14 protein-coding genes are annotated in these 19,437 nt (G+C 38.0%); 1 reads left to right on the top strand and 13 read right to left on the bottom strand.

Features of this window, described 5'->3' with window-relative positions; translation table 11 throughout:
* Positions 1–55 precede the first annotated feature (55 nt).
* The 3 genes from ndhI to pyrE all read right to left on the bottom strand — a co-directional run bounded on the left by ndhI (position 56) and on the right by pyrE (position 3,210).
* Positions 56–628 (bottom strand): NAD(P)H-quinone oxidoreductase subunit I, encoded by a 573-nt coding sequence (ndhI, locus tag VL20_RS01245; RefSeq protein WP_002741201.1) that lies wholly within the window; start codon positions 626–628, stop codon positions 56–58.
* A 42-nt stretch (positions 629–670) separates the two neighbouring features.
* Positions 671–1,789, bottom strand: a complete 1,119-nt coding sequence (gene nuoH, locus VL20_RS01240) for an NADH-quinone oxidoreductase subunit NuoH (RefSeq protein ID WP_002775034.1) — start codon at positions 1,787–1,789, stop codon at positions 671–673.
* A gap of 731 nt (positions 1,790–2,520) precedes the next feature.
* Positions 2,521–3,210: an orotate phosphoribosyltransferase gene (pyrE, locus tag VL20_RS01235; RefSeq protein ID WP_081417843.1), complete on the bottom strand. Its 690-nt coding sequence runs from the start codon at positions 3,208–3,210 to the stop codon at positions 2,521–2,523.
* 53 nt (positions 3,211–3,263) lie between these two features.
* Here pyrE and VL20_RS01230 point away from each other — a divergent pair, with 53 nt between their 5' ends.
* Entirely contained in the window at positions 3,264–3,716 is a 453-nt protein-coding gene (locus tag VL20_RS01230; RefSeq protein WP_052275373.1) for a hypothetical protein, read from the top strand.
* A gap of 250 nt (positions 3,717–3,966) precedes the next feature.
* Here VL20_RS01230 and VL20_RS01225 read toward each other — a convergent pair whose 3' ends face one another.
* From VL20_RS01225 to fni, 10 genes are all read right to left on the bottom strand, one after another.
* Positions 3,967–5,961, bottom strand: coding sequence for an ABC transporter ATP-binding protein/permease (locus VL20_RS01225; RefSeq protein ID WP_052275372.1), 1,995 nt, complete (start codon positions 5,959–5,961; stop codon positions 3,967–3,969).
* A 172-nt stretch (positions 5,962–6,133) separates the two neighbouring features.
* Positions 6,134–6,742, bottom strand: a complete 609-nt coding sequence (locus VL20_RS01220; protein ID WP_052275371.1) for an acyltransferase — start codon at positions 6,740–6,742, stop codon at positions 6,134–6,136.
* A gap of 64 nt (positions 6,743–6,806) precedes the next feature.
* Positions 6,807–11,279, bottom strand: a complete 4,473-nt coding sequence (locus VL20_RS01215) for a non-ribosomal peptide synthetase (RefSeq protein WP_052275370.1) — start codon at positions 11,277–11,279, stop codon at positions 6,807–6,809.
* A gap of 271 nt (positions 11,280–11,550) precedes the next feature.
* Positions 11,551–12,327 (bottom strand): SDR family NAD(P)-dependent oxidoreductase, encoded by a 777-nt coding sequence (locus VL20_RS01210; RefSeq protein ID WP_052275369.1) that lies wholly within the window; start codon positions 12,325–12,327, stop codon positions 11,551–11,553.
* A 55-nt stretch (positions 12,328–12,382) separates the two neighbouring features.
* Positions 12,383–15,661 carry a non-ribosomal peptide synthetase gene (locus VL20_RS01205; RefSeq protein ID WP_052275368.1) on the bottom strand — a complete coding sequence of 1,093 codons (3,279 nt, stop codon included), beginning with the start codon at positions 15,659–15,661 and terminating at the stop codon, positions 12,383–12,385.
* Positions 15,662–15,760: 99 nt separating this feature from the next.
* Complete coding sequence (locus VL20_RS26845; protein WP_180995414.1) at positions 15,761–16,108, bottom strand: capsular polysaccharide biosynthesis protein; 348 nt, start codon at positions 16,106–16,108, stop codon at positions 15,761–15,763.
* Positions 16,109–16,172: 64 nt separating this feature from the next.
* Entirely contained in the window at positions 16,173–16,973 is an 801-nt protein-coding gene (locus VL20_RS01195; protein ID WP_052275367.1) for an SDR family oxidoreductase, read from the bottom strand.
* Between the two features lie 48 nt (positions 16,974–17,021).
* Positions 17,022–17,648, bottom strand: a complete 627-nt coding sequence (locus VL20_RS01190; RefSeq protein ID WP_052278347.1) for a cupin domain-containing protein — start codon at positions 17,646–17,648, stop codon at positions 17,022–17,024.
* Between the two features lie 96 nt (positions 17,649–17,744).
* Positions 17,745–18,377 carry a LysR family transcriptional regulator gene (locus tag VL20_RS01185; protein WP_012267922.1) on the bottom strand — a complete coding sequence of 211 codons (633 nt, stop codon included), beginning with the start codon at positions 18,375–18,377 and terminating at the stop codon, positions 17,745–17,747.
* Complete coding sequence (gene fni / locus VL20_RS01180) at positions 18,371–19,414, bottom strand: type 2 isopentenyl-diphosphate Delta-isomerase (protein ID WP_052275366.1); 1,044 nt, start codon at positions 19,412–19,414, stop codon at positions 18,371–18,373. The genes VL20_RS01185 and fni overlap by 7 nt, the downstream gene beginning before the upstream one ends.
* Positions 19,415–19,437 lie beyond the last annotated feature (23 nt).

Raw genomic sequence — 19,437 nt, 5'->3', positions numbered from 1 at the left:
AGAATCTGGCAATTCTCCTACCTAAAAACCGTGACGGCTGATAGCTAACTGCTAATTAATCGGTAATTTCTTCTGGACGTTTACCGGCGCGTTGACTACCGACGGGTAAATCGTGGGGTTCGATGACACCTTTAGGTAGATAACCTAATTCCCTCAGAGGTGTTACCATCGGGTCTTGGGTGACTTTGTAGGGTAAACGGCCTAGGGCGACGTTATCATAGTTTAATTCATGACGATCATAGGTCGCTAGTTCGTATTCTTCGGTCATCGATAGGCAATTAGTCGGACAGTATTCTACACAATTACCGCAGAAAATACAGACCCCAAAATCGATACTGTAGTGTTTGAGTTCTTTCTTTTTAATTTCCTTGTTAAAAGTCCAATCCACTACTGGTAAATTAATCGGACAAACTCGCACACAAACTTCACAAGCGATACATTTATCGAACTCAAAGTGAATTCTACCCCGATAACGTTCCGAGGGAATTAACTTTTCGTAGGGATACTGAACGGTAATCGGACGACGACGCATATGGTCGAAGGTAACGGATAAACCTTCGCCGATGTATTTCGCCGCTTGAATGCTACCTTTGGCGTAATCGCTGACTTGTTTGAGGATGTTAAACATGATGGTCAGAGGGGTAGTAGGTTAACAGGGCAAAAACGGGAATTAACCGCCAAAAGCAAAGGGAAAAGCTAGTTTTAGGGCGGCGGTAAGTAGTAGGTTAACTAAAGATACCGGTAAGAGGAATTTCCAGCCTAAATCGAGTAATTGGTCAATGCGAACCCGGGGTACAGTCCAACGCAAGAGAATAGCGATGAAGATGAGAAAATAGGCTTTTAATACTGTCATCGTAATCCCTAGGGAAGCGGTGATAATTTGTAACCAAGGATTGGTTTCACTCACTCCCAACCAGCCGGCCAAAGCATTGACGGGGATAGGAAATTCCCAACCACCAAGATAGAGGACTGCGAAAACTAGGGCCGACAGCACGAGGTTAACGTAGGAACCCACATAAAAGAGGGCGAATTTCATCCCCGCGTATTCGGTTTGATAACCGGCGACTAATTCCTCCTCCGCTTCTGGTAAATCGAAAGGCAGACGTTCACACTCAGCTAAAGCGGCAATCCAGAAAATCAGAAAACCCACCGGTTGGCGCCAGATATTCCAGCCTAAAATGCCATAACCGGATTGTTGTTCGACAATATCAATGGTACTGAGACTATTAGACATCATCACAATCGCTAATACCGATAAAGCCAAGGGAATTTCATAACTAATCGATTGCGCCGCGGCCCGCAGGCCTCCCAGCAAGGAATACTTATTATTCGAGGCATAACCCGCCATTAATAAACCAATGGGGGCAATACTGGACAAGGAAATCCATAAAAAGATACCTACGTTTAGGTCAGTAATCAGCAGATTTTGGCCGAAGGGGACGATGAGATAGGAGACAAACACCGGCATCACCACCAAAATTGGCCCGAAGAGGAATAACCAAGGGTCGGCCTTAGCGGGGACGACATCTTCTTTAAAGACTAATTTCAGACCGTCGGCGACTGGTTGTAAAACGCCCAAGGGTCCTGCGTATTCGGGCCCGATACGCTGTTGGACGGCGGCGGAAATTTTTCTTTCTAACCAGACGCACACTAAAACCCCCACCGTGGCGGCTATAATCATCAGGAACATGGGTAAAGGCATCCAAATCGCTTTAGCCAGTCCTCCACTTAATCCCAAGTCTGTTAGGGATTTAATGAAACTTTCTTGTAAATCTATGCCTTGATTCATATTTGGCGATCGCTGTACTGTCAATAGTTCGGCATGGTCTGAAGATTTTTAAGCAAATCTTATAGCCTAGTATACAGTTAGTCGGTCTGAGGGTTATCAGTAAAGTGACAAAGGCTTCAACTCATTAGCAGCCAAGAGAGTCAAGGAATCTTGATTCCCCGTGCGAGAATAGGTATTAGTCAATAGTTAGACCCTGAATCTATCAATGTTCTCATCTGTTTCTTAGCGCCGACAACCTCAGCTAGTTATCAATTATTCACAGGAAAAAAATCTAGTTAAGTAGCTGGTTATAATTAAATTAAAAATGGATTTTAGGTTCGATCCCCCCTGCCCCCTTGATAAGGGGGTGCCGATAGGCGGGGGATCCCTTGATAAGGGGGGTGCCGATAGGCGGGGGGATCCCCCTTGATAAGGGGGGTGCCGATAGGCGGGGGGATCCCCCTTGATAAGGGGGGTGCCGATAGGCGGGGGATCCCCCTTGATAAGGGGGGTGCCGATAGGCGGGGGGATCCCCCTTGATAAGGGGGGTGCCGATCCCCCCTTAATCCCCCCTTGATAAGGGGGGTTTCTGATAATTTTTAACGCCTACCTACTTAACTTATCGTTTAGGCAACGAAAGCAGCCCGCTTGAATCTGTCTTCCTCTTTGTGTTCTTTGTGCCTTTGTGGTTTATCCCCACAGCCAATCCGACTGTTAAAACCCAGTTATCGAGCGTTTCTCGCCAATCGCCGCTATTTATTGTGATAAGCCGCCTGTAGGTCCCGAATCGAAAACAAAGCTTGAAACTGTATTCCCTGAGATTGGTAAAATTCCGCCCCTCCTTGTTCTCTATCCACCAAAGCAATGATTAAATCTACTTGATAACCGGCATCGCGTAATCTTTCTACCGCTACCATGGCACTTTTGCCCGTTGTCACCACGTCTTCGAGAACAACCACCGCGGCACCCGGGTTTAAAGTCGGCCCCTCGATATAAGCCATGGTTCCGTGACCTTTTGCCTCTTTGCGGACAATTAAAGCTGGAATCGGACGATTTTCGTAGGCAGATACCACAATAACGGCGCTGACAATCGGATCCGCCCCTAGGGTTAATCCTGCCACCGCTTGGGTATCTGGAGGCAGTAGCGACAGCAATAAACGCCCCACGGCTAAAGCTCCCTCAGCAGTGAGGGTAACTTGTTTGCCGTTGATATAGTAGCTGCTTTTTTGTCCTGAAGACAGGGTGAAATCCCCCTCTCCATAGGCAAGACGGACAAGAGCATCGAGGAGAAATTGACGCAGGGAAGCAGTATCGAGATTCGCTACCGAGGAATTAGCCATATTTTCAGGATTGGGAGCCTGACTGACTCCAAAATTTCGGTTACAATTAAGCCAAAAGTCATTATATATTGACTCGATCGCTAGTATTGATTTCTTTCTCATCCCATTGACGCGATTTTTTAATTAACCCTATCCCTGTGAGGAGATTTTTACCCATGCGCGCTAAGTTTTTACTTCCTCCCCTGTTTTGTTTAACCGGTTTAGTCTGGTTAAGTTCGTCTAATGCGATCGCCCAAAATTCACCCGCCACCAATCCTGCACCGGTAAAAACCCAACAATTGCAACTTGTCCCCTCTCCCGATACGGCGGTGGGATTTAATAATATCCCTGGTTTGTTTAACCGCGCTGTTAATAACAATACGGGTCGTTTCTACGACTATACCAACATTTTAGGACAGTTCAACTCTCTTTTTGGTTGGCGTACTTTTCCCCAAGGTTCCTATTTCGATAATCTGATTACCCGGGATGCCAAATTAACCGAAACTTTATACTATGATGTCATGCAACAGCAACAGTCTGGGCCTTTAATTCGCACCCAAGATTTACCCAATCCCTTCGATACTTCCCTACAGGAAAATCCCAGTTATTTAAGTCCAGGCGGATTTTAATCTACCAATTCAGACTTGAATTGGCTAAGTAGCTGGTTATAATTAAATTAAAAATGGATTTTAGGTTCGATCCCCCCTGCCCCCCTTGATAAGGGGGGTGCCGATCCCCCCTGCCCCCCTTGATAAGGGGGGTGTCTGACAACTTTTAACGCCTACCTACTTCACAATGTAATCGGTCGAGAATCTTCTTTGAAGGTTTCCGAACTGCGGCAAGATACCTTTTTAGGTTCAATCGAAGCTCCCTGAGAAGCTAAACTCTCACCCATTTGGCAATATCAAGGGTTTTGTCATAACGATAGCTCATGCCATCATTGGCAACAATCGTTTGACCTCGACTGGCTTTATTTTTGATGGTACTTAAGCTATAGTTGGTCAGTTTTTGCATTTCTTGATGGGTAAAATTGTCTTGATTGTTTATTTCAGAGACAATTTCTATCGTTTCATCAACGGTTTGCTCATTGTTGGTATGAGTTGCAATCGCTGCTGATGGATGATAGTCTGCCATGCTCATTAAACGCCAAGTAGAATCCTCGGAAAGTTCCAAAACCCTTTGATGATAGTTAAACAAACTTTCTCGATGTCCGACACTAATAAAGGTCTTGCCAGTTTGTTGTAACTGTTTATATAAATGATCTTCATTTTTTAAATCTAAAGCACTGGTGGCTTCATCTAAAATCACAAAATCTGGCTGATTAACGAATAGTCGCGCAAAAGCTAGACGTTGTTGTTCTCCTAAAGATAAAATATTTTCCCAATCCACTTCTTCATCAAAATTTTTGATGCGATTAAGAACATCTTGTAGGTTAACTTCTTGTAAGATTTCTTTTAATTGGGATTCACTCATCTCCGTTGTCGTTTGAGGATAAATTAGCTGTTCGCGCAAGTTTCCTAAAATGATGTAAGGACGTTGGGGTAAAAATAATAAATCTTCTAGGGGAGGTCGCATCAAATTACCTGTCCCTGTATTCCATAACCCAGAAATAGCGCGTAAAAGAGAACTTTTTCCTCGACCACTTGGCCCAACAATTAATAAACCTTTCCCTGGTTCAACGGATAGGGATAAATGTTCGACAATCACTTTAGCGGCATCGGGAGTTTGTAAGGTGACATCCTCAAAAGTTAGATTGTTATCTTCAATGACTTGAATGGTATTAACTGGGTTGGTTTGTTCGCTTACACCCTCTAAAGCTTGGGAAAAATCTTCTAAACGTTCAATATAATTAATAAACTCACCGGAGCGTCCAAATTCATCGACTAACACGGATAAGGCTGTGGAAAAGAAATAGCAACAATAGCTGGCTTGGTTAACTTGTCCAAACTCAATTCTACCACTAATATATAATGGGGAGACAATTAAGAAGGGGAAGATTTGAACAATGGATTCATAGCCGCGGTTAAAAAATTCTTGGTTTCTTTCCCAATTAATTTTTTCAATTATAATTTTAATCACCTGATTGAACTTCCTTTGAATAATATTTAACTCTTTTTCTTCCCCTCTAAAAAATGCAATTGATTCGGCGTGAGTCCGAACATGAGTAATGGCGTATTTATAGGTTCCTTCGGTTTCTAATTGTTGTTTACTGACTTTATTTAATTGTTGAGTAATATAGGTAGCAAGAATATTTCCAATAATCGTATAAACCAAAAGCACTATAGAAATGGTTCTAGAAATTGACCAAAGGATGACAATAAAAACCATCATCTCCATGAGTTTTTCGACGCAGGTTGTTAAAAAGTCCATCGTTGTTCTGGCAATGGGTTGAATTTCTTGGGATAAACGTTGATCTGGATTTTCAATATCCCCTTTAAAATTAATTTGATAATAAGCACGATTTTTAAAATATTTTTGCAAGATACTACTATTGATCCATTGATACCAATCCAGCGCAATTAGTTGTTTAAGAAACTTGGACAATCCTCCGAAAAACGTCATGCTGCCTAGGGTAATCCCATAAATAATGACAAGATGAGTTAATTTTTCTACATCCCTAGCTTCTGTGAAGGTAATTAAGTCTCTAAAAACAAAACTATTAAACGCATTAAGACCTACTAATCCCACTAATAATAAAAACAATAAAACGAGCATTCCCCAGGAACGAATAATCTGCGAAAAAGCTCTATCCTGGTGTTCTTTCGGATACCAATAAACTTGAATAAATCTTAAAAATTCTTGAAGAGATTGATTGAAAGTTCGGGTATCTTCTTTGAGATTTATACTATCTGAGGTTTTTTCTGCAACATTCATAGGATTCTCCTTGGGCTAAAATGGTGACATTATAACTTTGAATGTCTATCTCTTGAGTTAGACATTAATTCAGCATACCATAAAAATCTGCATTGTTATCAGAAATTATATTATTACTATTTTCTGGATTTTCTACAGATCAGGAATGAATATTAACCGAATTGAATCAGATTCATAATCGTTTGATAATTTTGGCAGGATTACCTGCAACGATGGTAAAAGGTTCTACATCTTGTGTCACCACAGAACCTGCTCCAATAATTGCTCCTTTCCCAATCCTAACCCTTTTAAGAATCGCAACATTAAATCCAATCCAAACATGATCTTCTATCACCACGGGTGCAGATTGTATATCAACATCCTCAGCATCCTTAATCAGATTATTCAAAATGAGTACTTCCATAAATTCTTTCTGTCTTAAAACATAATTTAATGAATGAGCATCGGTATCATAAATACTGACATCATCGGAAATTATAACTTCGTTTCCAATTTTGATAGAAGTAGCTGATCTAATTCGAGTTCCTTCACCAATATAACAATTTCTCCCTATTTCTATTTTTCCACCATAAGGAAATATAGCTAATTCTCCGATAATTACTGTATTCTCTCCAATTTGAATTAGAGTTTTATCCTCCCTATAGTTTATACACTTTCCGATAAATTTGACGGAACTGTGAAATGTAGCATTGTCGGAAAGTTTTTTATGTTTTTCGATCCGTTCTTGTTCTTCTAAAAATTTTGAAATTAATAAATATAATTTATGTTTTAAGTTAAACATAAGATTGAACTCGTGGAATTCATGATCTGGATTTTTGAATTTAGAGGTGTGATAAAATCGACATTTATTGTGTTAAAAACCCACTTTTAGTAAAATATTCAAAATATTTTTTTAACAATTTGTGATCAATCGGGGGAAAATTAAAGGCCGTACCCTTTAACCCCATTACCGTATTTTGAGCATCAAACTGGGGGGGATAACCTGCGGATAAATTTTCATCTGAAAAATTATCTAACACCGGAGATAAAGCATTATCTGTATTAATTTTACATTGTTCTGTTAAATGTGATCGCCATTTTTCAAAAGAAACCAACTGCAACGGATAACCCATTTCCCGAACACAATCAAATAAGTCACGATTTAAGGTTGGGTGAGAATTCAACAAATGAAATGCTTTCCCTAAAGAGCTTTCTTGACTGGCTAAATGTATAATTGCACCACTCACATAATCCACAGGAGTGAGGTCTTCTGTACTATCGCCAAAATCAGGAATCATTCCTAATTGAATACAGCCTTTAATCATACGACAAAACAAATCTTCTCTATTACAAATTCCAGTTTTACTATGTCCAATAATTCGAGATGCTCTGAAAATTGTCATCGGAAGTCCCCGTTTTCCAGCTTCCATGATTAATTTTTCAGCGACCCATTTACTTTGAGTATAACCGGCATTGAGTCCATGATTTATACCTAGGGGATCAGATTCTTGAATTAAGTTTCCTTGGGCATAACTGGGGGAAAAAATAGAAATCGTCGAGACAAAATGAACAGGTTTAGTTTTAATTAAGCACGCTAATCTCAAGATTTCTGCTGTTCCTAAAACATTAGTGGGTTTCAGTATTGAATAGGGATAAATGGCATTAACCCAAGCTCCATTATGATAAATCACATCAATTTGATTCCCTAAGTCCAGAAAATCTGGTTCACACATTCCTAAACGCTTTTGGGATAAATCACCAATGACAGGAATAATACGAGAGCTTTTCTGTTCATCCCATAATTGAAAGGTTTTTAATTTCTGGTAAATTTTCGCTTGAGCTTGTTCTAAACTTTTGTCTCGAATTAAACAATGAATATTAGCTTCTGTTTTGTCTAATAATTCAGCTAATAAATGAATTCCGAGAAAACCCGTAGCTCCTGTTAGCAAAATATCAGCAGGTTTTTGGGGAAAGGGAGCCACAAGATTCGGCGGTTGAATGGAGGGATCTAAGGTAATTTCGACTTGCCAATCTGGGATTTGATCGCTCTCAATTTCATCAGATAAATTCAAGTCTAAATTAGAGGATAATCCTGCTACCGTCGGTTCTGAAAAAAGATAATTTAAAGGAATATTAATAGCTAATTGTTCTCGCAGTCGAGAAATCACTTGGGTAGCTTTTAAAGAATGGCCACCTAAGTCAAAGAAATTATCGAAAATACTAATTTGCTTTAACCCTAAAACATCTTGCCAAATCTCAGCAACAATTTTTTCTGTAGCTGTTCGGGGTGCAATCATCCTTTTTTGATCCTGACTTGCGGTAGGTGCGGGTAAAGCGTTACGATCAATTTTTCCACTACTCATTAAGGGCAATTCTTGAAGCTGTACAAAGAAAGCTGGAATCATATAATCTGGTAATTTATGTTTGAGAAAACTCCGCAATTTTGCAGGATCAATGGATGGGGATTTTGGCACAATATAAGCCACTAATTGTTTATTATTTTTTTGATCTTCTCGAACAATTACCGCCGTCACTCGGACATCTGGGTATTCAGTTAATACGGCTTCAATTTCGCCAATTTCAATACGAAACCCTCGAATTTTGACTTGATTATCAATGCGTCCTAAAAACTCTATATTTCCATCGGGTAAATAACGAGCTAAATCTCCAGTTTTATAGAAACGTTGATATTCTGATGAATTAAAAGCATGAGTAATAAACTTTTCACGGGTTAAATCATTGCGATTGAGATAACCTTTGGCCAAACCTAAACCTCCAATTAACAGTTCTCCTGGTATTCCAATCGGGACTTGTTGACAATAGCGATCACAAATATAAACCTGTGTATTTGTAATCGGTTTACCAATGGCAACAGAATGAATTTGAGCAATTTTATGACTCAAATTGGGATTAAAAACCGTGGTGGTTATCGTAGCTTCTGTCGGTCCATAGGCATTCAACCAAGTGATATCTTCTCGTTGACTATTTGATAGGATTTTTTGCCATAATATTAATCGCTCTGCTAATACTTCTTCACTTCCTGTAATCACTAAGCGTAGGGTTTCTGGTAAAGTTATTAAAGTTTGAGATAAATCTAATACCCATTCATGCCAATAAGTAGCCGGAAGATTAATTATCGTTAAACGATTGTGCTGAATAAATTGAGTAAAATCAGCTAAAGAAGTGAACATTAATGCAGGACGCATGACTAAAGTTGCACCCGTTAAAAAGGTTGGATAAATTTCTTCAGCAGCTACATCAAAGGTAAAAGAAGCAAATTGTAAAATTCGATCACGACTTGTTAAATCATAGGCTTTAATGATTCCTAAGCTATGATTAACTAAACTTTGATGTTCAATCATAACCCCTTTAGGAGTGCCTGTTGAACCAGAGGTATAAATAATATAAGCTAAATTATTTGGCTGAATAGGGTTAAATAAATTGTTTTGACTTTGACTAGCAATTGAGTTTTCTTCAGTATCCAGACAAACTACTTTTGCTTGATGATTACGGAATAAATTAATCAAGGTATTTTGAGTGATTAATACCGAGACTTGAGCATCATTTAAGATATAGTTTAAACGCTCTTGGGGATAATTGGGAGCTAGAACAAGATAAGCAGCACCCGTTTTAATAATTGCCAAAAAACTGATAATAATAGATACAGATTGTTCTAAACAAATACCCACTAATGATTCAACTTTAACCCCCTTAGATTGGAGATAATGAGCTAATTGATTGGCACGATCATTTAAGTCTTGATAGGTAACTTTTTCCTTGCCCCATTCTATTGCGATCGCAGTTGGAGTTTTTAAAACTTGATGTTCAAATAATTCATGAATACAAACCTTGGGATTTTCAGCAATATTAGTCTGATTCCATTGAGCTAATAACTTTTGTTCTGATAAAGGTAAAATAGGTAATAATTCAATCGATTGTTCAGGATTAACGGCAATTCCTTCTAATAAAGTTTTAAAGTGGGTAATCATGCGCTCAATTGTGTCTTGATTAAACAACGCGCAATTATAATCAAACGATCCAACTAAACCCTCAGTCGTTTCTTGCATGGCTAAGGTTAAATCAAATTGAGCAATTAAAGCATTCATCGGAACGGGAGTTAATTTTAAATCCGCCATCGAAAAATGATTAATGTGCAGCATATCTTCCCAAGAAAACATCACTTGGAATAAAGGACTATAACTTATATTTCGTTCAGGATTTACCGCTTCTACCACCTTTTCTAAGGGTAAATCTTGATATTCATAAGCTTCTAAAACCACTTGTTTAACTTGATTTAATAAAGCTTGAAATGAGAGATTTTCTTTAAACTGAGTGCGAATGGGTAAGGTATTAACAAAGCAACCAATTAAGGGTTCAATTTCAGGAAAATGTCGATTGCCACTGGGAATCCCAATCACAATATCTTCTTGACGGCTATAGCGATATAATAAAACATTAAACGCCGTTAAAAGCGTCATATTCAAAGTAGCGGTTGACGTTTGGCTAATATTTTTCAGGTGTTGGCTTAATTCTGGACTTAGTTTAAATGTACAATTATTGCCTTTAAACGTTTGTATGGGAGGACGAGGATGATCAGTGGGAATTTCTAATAAGGGTGGAATTCCGGTTAATTGTTGTTGCCAATAATTAACTTCCTGGGTGAGTTTATCTCCTTGTAACTGTTGTCTTTGCCAAACGGCAAAATCACCATATTGAATAGGTAAATCGGGTAAAGGATTAGATTGTTTTTGTAAAAAAGCTTCATATAAATGAGAAAGTTCTTGTAGTAAAACTTTCATTGACCAGCCATCAAAAATAGAATGGTGTAAACTCAAAAATAAAAGATAAGAGTCAGCTTTTAATTTAACCAAAAAAGTCCGCATTAAAGGAGCTTGGGTTAAGTCAAAGGGAGTATAAATTTCTTGTTCGGTTAATCGCTCTAATTCTTGGGTTTGTTCCGCAGAAGATAAAGACTGTAAATCCACTAAAGGCAAATTTAACTGAATTTTCGGTTTAATAATTTGTCGGGGAATTTCGTCAACTTCTTGAAAACAGGTCTGCAACACTTCATGACGTTGCCTAATAGTTTCTAAAGCTTTTCTAAAGATATCAATATCCAAATTGCCGTCAATTTGAAAGCGAAACGGCATATTATAGGTATAGCCTTGAGCTTCTAATTGGTACAAAAACCAAAGTCGTTCTTGAGAAAAAGAAAGCGGTACAAGTTGAGATGGATTCCTAGTAGGTATCGTATTTGTTTTTACACCGATTCCTTTTTTTTGTAGTAACAGCTTGAGTAATTTCTGTTTGTCTTGAGAGTTATGGTTCATTTTTGACATGGGTTAAATAGGATTAATTTAGTGAAGGTTGGTTTGATGGATACAAATCAACCTAAAAATTGTGGCTCTTCGGTTTGTGTTATGCAATGAACGGGAGTTATAAGGGATGGAACCCTTATATAGAAAGGCATTTAGCGATTTTTGTTAATTGTTTTTTTTCTAGAGCGAACTAATCAATTAAGTCTCTTGCCAGATAAGGATTTAGTCGATTTATGCCCCCCTATCGAACCATACCAAGTAACGAAGAACCAAAATTGTTTAATTATTGATGCTAAATAGCGGTATAACCTCCATCTACCATTAAAATTGCTCCAGTGACATAAGAGGAAGCTTCAGACGCTAAAAACACGACAGGGCCAATTAACTCTTCTAAATCTCCGGTTCGTTTCATGGGAATTCTAGTATATAATTCGTCCATTTCATTGGAAGTTGAACGTAAACCTTCTGTTCCTTCCATCATATTATTCATATACCCCGGTGCAAAAGCATTGACTCGAATTTTGTGACTAGCTAATTCGACCGCTAGGGATTTTACTAATTGATTGACCCCACCTTTTGCGGCGCTATATGCTCCTGAAGATTTGGGAACAGCAACGAAAGCACAGATAGAAGAATTCATAATAATTGATCCCTTTGTTCCTTGTTTGATCATTTGTTTGGTTGCGAGTTGAGCGCAATTAAAATAACCTTTTAAGTCAACATTAATAACCTGATCCCATTCAAATTCCTCTAATTCATCAGTGTTTTTGAGAATTTCAACCCCTGCATTACAGACCATAATATCGAGTTGACCATAATGAGCAACCGCCTGGTTAATTAAATTCTGACAAGCTTGACGTTGACGAACATCGGTCTTAATTGCGATGGCCTCACCTCCTGCTTCTTGAATCAGTTGAACCGTTTGTTCAGCACCAACTTGATTAATATCACCAATTACCACCTTAGCTCCAGCTTGTGCTAACCCTTGCGCTAATACCCGACCAATTCCTCGGGCAGCACCCGTGATAATTGCAACTTTACCTGTTAAATCAAAGAGATGATTTGTCATTTTTTTCCTTCAGTTTAAATCAATGTCCATTATAGAAATATTAAGTCATTTAGGTTCAGCTTTGAGATAATAAAGCTTGAACTTCTTCTGGTGAAAGTTGGGAAATTTCTTGAACTGTTACGGCAATTTCATTTAGTAACCCTTCATTCCCCACTAATTCAATCATGACTTGAGTTAATTGGCTGATAGTTGAGTGATTAAAAAGTTGACGCACAGAAACTTCAATTTCTAAGGTTTGACGGATTTTACTAATCAGTTGAATTGCTTTTAAAGAATGCCCACCTAACAGAAAGAAATCGTCTTCAATCCCAACTCGTTCGACTTCTAAAATTTCTGCCCAAATTCCTGCTAAAACTTCTTCAATTGCAGTTCGAGGAGCGACATAATTTTGAGTTAACGATAAGGGGTTTTTATCGGGTATTGGTAAGACTTTTCGATTAACTTTACCGTTAGGACTGAGTTGAAAAGATTCCATCACAACAAAAGCAGAGGGAATCATATAATCGGGTAGCCAGTTTTCAAGGAAATGACGTAATTCAACTTGGTTTATGGTTTCACCTGGACGGGGAATAAAATAAGCGGCTAAATATTTTTCTCTGGCGGTTTCTCCCTGAACTGTAGCAAGGGCTTGGGCAATTTGAGGATGTTGATTTAAAATAGTTTCTACTTCCCCTAATTCAATTCTATAACCTCTAACTTTCACCACATCATCAATTCTTCCTAAATATTCAATGTCTCCATTGGGTAAATAACGAGCTAAATCTCCAGTTTTATACAACAATGAATTATCGCTAAAGGGATTAGGAATAAATTTTTCTTGGGTTAATTGGGGATTGTTGAAATAACCCCGCGCTAAACCGCCACCCGCAACATATAGCTCCCCAGTCACTCCGATAGGTACGGGTTGAAGATGGGAATTTAAAATATAAACTTGCACATTAATCGCGGGTTTACCAATGGGAATATACTTCGGCCAAAGCTCAGGATTGGGGTCAAAGGTATAACTGGTAACGATATCCGCTTCTGTGGGGCCATAATAATTGTAAAGGGTACAATGTTCGAGTTTTTTGAATACAGAAATCATCGCTGGGGTAATTTGTAATTGCTCTCCAGCTGAAATAATTTCACGCAAGTTAGCAAATAAGTAGGTTTCCTCACTATAGGTTTCAATTAATTGCTGTAATAAAGTAACGGGCAAAATCGCTTTATGAATGGGTTTATTTGCCAACAATTGACTTAATTTAGCAAGGTCTAAGCGAGAATCTTCTGGAACAATAAATAAGCTTCCCCCTAAACACAAAGCGGCAAAGATTTCGTGATAGCTGACATCGAAATTAAAGGGAGCAAATTGTAAGAAATTCCTTGCGGATGACATTTTTACTTGATGATGCTCAATAATACTCGTTAAGGATTGATGCAGGATCATAATCCCTTTAGGTACACCCGTAGATCCTGAACTATAAATAATATAAGCCAAATCCTTTAAACTAACGGGGTTGCCGGGATTATTCTTGGGTTCTAAGGCAATTTCTGAACCTTGTTCATCCAATAAAATCCGTTGAGAAATGGTTTCACTGTTTAAGAGTAATTGACAATTTTTTTCGGTTAAGAGGGTTTTAAGTTGGGTATCTTGCAGGATGTAAGAAAGTCTTTCTTGAGGATAGGTTGGGTCTAGGGGAACACAAACGCCGCCTACTTTTAACACTGCTAAAACGGCAATCACCATATTAACAGACCTTTCTAAACAAATCCCCACTAAAGATTGAGAACTAACCCCAATTTTTTGTAAATAATGAGCCAGTTGATTAGCAGATTTATTCAGTTCTTGGTAGGTTAATTGTTGCTCTTGAAAAACAACGGCAATGGCTGAAGGAGTTTTGAGAGTTTGTTGCTCAAATAATTGATGAACGCAGTGTTTTAGAGGCTTTTGGGGTGCAGTTTGATTCAATTCAATTAATAATAATTGACGTTCACCTTCCGTTAATAAAGTTAAGTCTTGAATCCGACTATGGGGATTAATGGTGATTCCTTCTAATAAGGTTTTAAAATGACCTAACATCCTTTCAATGGTGTCATTTTCAAATCGTTCTTGAGGATAAATAATTTTAATACTTAAGGCTTCTCCAGGGGTGACAATCACCGTTAAGGGGTAATCAGCATTGCCATAATCTTGCATTTCACCGACTTGTAAACCGCCTAAATTCTCACTATCATTGTCGCTAAAGGGTAAATTTTCAAAGACAACAAAACTTTCAAAAACTGAATGAGGAGCAGGAATTTCACTCCATTTTTGAATATCAATTAGAGAACTATAACTATATTGCTCTCGTTCTAAATGCTCTTGTTGTAATTGTTGAAACCAAGTTAATAATTCAAGTTGAGGCTCAATTTGGATGCGAACGGGTAAGGTATTTAAAAACATCCCCACCATCGATTCAATCCCTGTAAAATTGGGCGGTCGTCCCGAAACTGTTGCCCCAAATACAATATCAGATTCACTACTATAATGATGTAATAATAAAGCCCAAGCTCCTTGAATTAGGGTAGAAAGAGTAAGGCGATGTTCTTGGGCGAGTAATTTCAGACGACTGGTAATTTCTGGAGAAAGTTTTGATTTTTGATCAAGATAATTTTTACTTTGAGTAACAAGAGGATTTAACGGTTTATCAACTACTAATGGGGTCGGAGAGGTAAAACCTTGAAGATTTTGTCGCCAAAAGCGTTCGGACTGAGTTTGATCTTGCTGTTGTACCCAATTAATATAGTCTTGGTAAGGGCGAGGTGTCGGTAAATTGACGGGTTGATGGTTGATGAGTCCAGCGTAAAACTCGAAAACTTCTTTCAACAGAATTGCTGTTGACCAACCATCTAATAAAATATGATGCCCAGTATTAATAAATTCATATTTTTGATCTTCGACTTGAATTAAATGACATCGAAGTAAGGGGATTTTATCTAATTCAAAATATTGCTCTTTATCAGAGGTTAACAATTCCTGAAATTTAGTTTCTTGTTCGGCGGGAGAATGCGATCGCCAATCTTGATTAAACCAAGGCAAAGTGACATTTTTTCTAACTATTTGTAAAGGCTGTTTGGTTTTTTTCCAAGCAAAACAAGTCCGTAAAATACTATGTCTATCTACTACTCTTTGCCAAGCTTGTTGGAACGCACTAATATCTAAATTGCCTTGCAAGGTGATTTGAATTTGTGATAAATACGTCTTTGATTCTGGATTATATAAAGAATGAAATAGCATCCCCTGCTGCATGGGAGAAAGGGGATAAATGGATTCAATATCTTTTTTACTAACCCTAGATTGTTGAGTTGTGACCATTGTTTTTCCCAATAGATTAAATAAAAATGTGCGTGAGTTTCTTCAATCAAGCTTAGAACGAATTACCTTTAAGGCTCTTCTAGGTTCTGTGTGATAAGTTTAACTTACAATATGATTGATCGATCTTTGTGTCCTCTGTGTCTCTGTGGTTCCTTCCACCCCCTCGCTAGTAGGATTAATTTTATCCCAAATTTTGGCAACAATTTCTGGATTTAAATTATGAACATGATACACCGCTTTTTCTGGAAAAGTTTTTTTAATAGCAAGATAAGGATTAGCAGAACCAACTTTACCCATTTGATCAACTAGGATCACCGAAGGTTGTTGAAGCTCCTGTTTAAATTTGCGTTGCAGCCTGCAAATATTAAATTTATTAATAATACTGGAAAAAATGGGAAAGTTACGAGTATCTTTAGTCGGATAATAGGGAACAAATTTGTCTAACATTTGAGATTTACATTGGCTATTCATGACCCTTGTGGTTGTTGATTTTTACTTGATGGATATAAATTTAAAATGCTGATGAGGATAAACCCCCATCGAGGGGAATAGTAATTCCCGTTATATAACTCGCACATTCTGAAGCTAAAAATACAACGAGATTAGCAAATTCTTCAGTCGTACCAATTCGATTCATGGGAATTGTTCTGAGAATTCCTTCTCGGATTAAATCTGGGGTCGTTCCCTCCTTTTTGGCATAAATTTCTAAATATTCTCGATGTCTAGGGGTGTCAATAACGCCGGGGTTAACACTATTAATTAAAACATTATAGGGGGCGGTTTGTCTAGCTACTGATTTGGTAAAATTCATTAAAGCTGCATTGACAACACCCGATTTAACTAAACGAGGAGATGGCTCTTTTCCCGATGTCCCAATGATATTAACAATTCTTCCCCAATGTTGTTTTTTCATAATCGGTAACACTAAATTGGTTAAGCGAATATAACCCATTAATTTTCCTTGAAAAACGTTTAACCAATCTTCATCGGAAAGGTTTTCAATTAAATTATCAGCAAAGTTAGCTCCTTCAGAATTATTGACTAAAATGTCAATTTTGCCATATTGATTTAAAGAGTCCTGTATTAATTGTTCAGAATCTTGAGCTTGATGGACATCAGCCACTAAACGCAGAATTTCTTGGACAGGATAAGCTTGAGCCAGAGATTGATAAGCTTGTTCTAAGCGTTGGGAATTGCGACCACAAATAATTAAGTGACAGCCTTCTTCTGCTAATTTTTCAGCAATGGTAAACCCAATTCCTGCACTACTTCCCGTAATCAAAGCCACTTTATCTTTTAATCCTAAATCCATAAACTTTGTCCTAGCATTTTGAGGTTAAACTTAAAATCATAAAACGAACTAAATTAAAATTTTAATCAAATTAATATCTTGTTTCGATGAATTATATCCCTTTTTTAAAACTTTTGAAGGAGCATAATAAATTTGACCATATTCTAAAAACTGTCCTTCATTTTCTATGGAGATTTCTAATTTTCCATTCAAAATAAATCCGATTTCTTCTTGCTCACCTTGATGTGGGGGAATGGAATAACCAGAAGGGATTTTCATCATGACAATTTCAAACCAAGAACCCTTAACAGATTGACAAGGTAAATGAGTGATTTTATCTTGGTTGTTGGATAGTGTTAATAAAACATCTTCTGACGGTAAAGCAGAGGTAATCCGTTTAAGATCAAATCCAATCATCGGTTCTGATAAAGGATTAAAAGCACCATGAGGAATATTGCCATCAGCTATATAAACATCTTGCAAAGGTCTTAAGGGTTTAATCAAATCTTTAATATACAGTTCTAGTTCTGCTGAGAATACCATGCCAATTTGACTTTCAGGATGTTGGTGGGATTCAAGTTTAGCATTAGGAGCTATAACGTATAATTGAAAAATGGTATCTTGGCATTGAAAAACCTCTAATTCTACATGAGGATTGAGTTTAATAGGCTTGGGAATTGGGAAAAATTTAGACATGATTTTAGGGGACAAGTTCAAAATGAAATTGAAATTTAAACTCTCAATTATTTTTCTGTGATGAAGGCAACTATTTTCATCGGATAGGGAGCTTTTTTAGGTATGCACAGGTAAATAAATACTTTGAATCATGGTGTTTTCCTTTTTGTGAAATAAAGACCAACTCATCTCAATTTTACCATATTGTGAAATAAATTCTAAATCATATTCTCGGAGGGCATTTTCATTGGTAATGGCTAAATCTGCCAACCCTTGTTTAACTTGAATAGCGGCCACACTGGTAGAATTGACAAATTTGATTTTAATCTTATTTTGATTCAGGTCGCCAGGTAATAAATAAGGAAGTAAAGGAAGAGGAGCGGGATGAGTAACCAGGGTACAATTTTCTAAAACGATTTCTTCATTTTTTCGCTTGGCTAATCCGTAAACGGGTGTGGGATAGGTGAAGATAAAACCTAGTTTAAACCTCGGTTCCATATAGAAATCATTAATTTTTTCATAGGCATGGGGGACTAACGCCAAATCTATCTGATTTTCGAGTAAAGATTCCTTTAAATCTGTAAAGCTATCAAATAAATGACTATTAACCGAAATCTGTTGTAATTTCCATTGAGAAATTAGATAATTTAAGGTTTGTTCACTACTGGTTTCTTTTGGACCCAAAGTGCCAACGCTTAAGGTTTTGACATCAAGCTGGGGATAACACAATTCCATTGAAAACTTTAACATGGTTTTAAGGCTCCTGAATTTTTAAGGGTGGATAAATTAGGATTTCCGGTACAAAATAAAACAATTTCAAGTTCAGCAATTAAAAATTTTACCAACTCATCAACGGCGGCTTCTGATTCAATCGCTGCTACGAGAAACGGACGAGCCAACCCTCCTAAATCGGCTCCTAGAGCGATAGATTTGGCAATATCTAAGCCATTTTTTAAGCCCCCAGAAGCAATTAAAGGAATGGTTGAATTCATCGACCGAATGGCGGTAATACATTCAGCCGTAGGTAAACCCCAATCGGCAAAAACTTGTCCGAGATGCCTTTGTCTGTTGTCTTTGGCTCTTTGGCTTTCGACTTTGGCCCAGGACGTGCCTCCGGCTCCCGCCACATCAATCGCGGCGACTCCGGCTTCAATTAATTGTTTGGCCATCACCGCAGAGATGCCATTTCCGACTTCTTTGGCGATGACAGGAACGGGTAATTGAGCGCAAATTTGCTGAATTTTAGCGAGTAACCCTTTAAAATTAGAATCGCCTCCCGATTGCACCCATTCTTGTAAAGGATTGAGATGCAGAATTAAGGCATCAGCTTCTAATAATTCCACCAATTTTAAACAGTCTTCTAAACCGCAGCCGTAATTTAACTGTACAGCCCCTAAATTCGCTAACAGGAGAATATCCGGCGCCAGAGAACGGACTGCAAAGGTCGGCGCTAATTCCGGTTGTTCGAGTGCAATGCGTTGAGAACCCACCCCCATCGCTAAACCATAGCGTTGAGCGACCGTTGCCAATCGAGTATTGACTAAATGGGCTAATTCTGTTCCTCCGGTCATGGAAGAGATGAGAATTGGAGCTTTTAAAGATTTCCCTAAAAAGGTTGTCCCCAGTTCAATATCGCTACGGTCAAGTTCAGGAAGACAACAATGGGTAAAACGATATTTTTCTAAACCGCTTGTAAGTTGTTGAAATTCTACATCTTTTTCGATACAAACTCGCAGATGTTCACTTTTACGATTTTCAATTTCACTGGGAAGATTAGGTGATGGCATAGTTGTTATCAAGCAGGAGGGTT

Source organism: Microcystis panniformis FACHB-1757 (assembly GCF_001264245.1).
GTDB lineage: Bacteria > Cyanobacteriota > Cyanobacteriia > Cyanobacteriales > Microcystaceae > Microcystis > Microcystis panniformis.
This window is presented reverse-complemented; position numbering and strand designations above follow the sequence as displayed.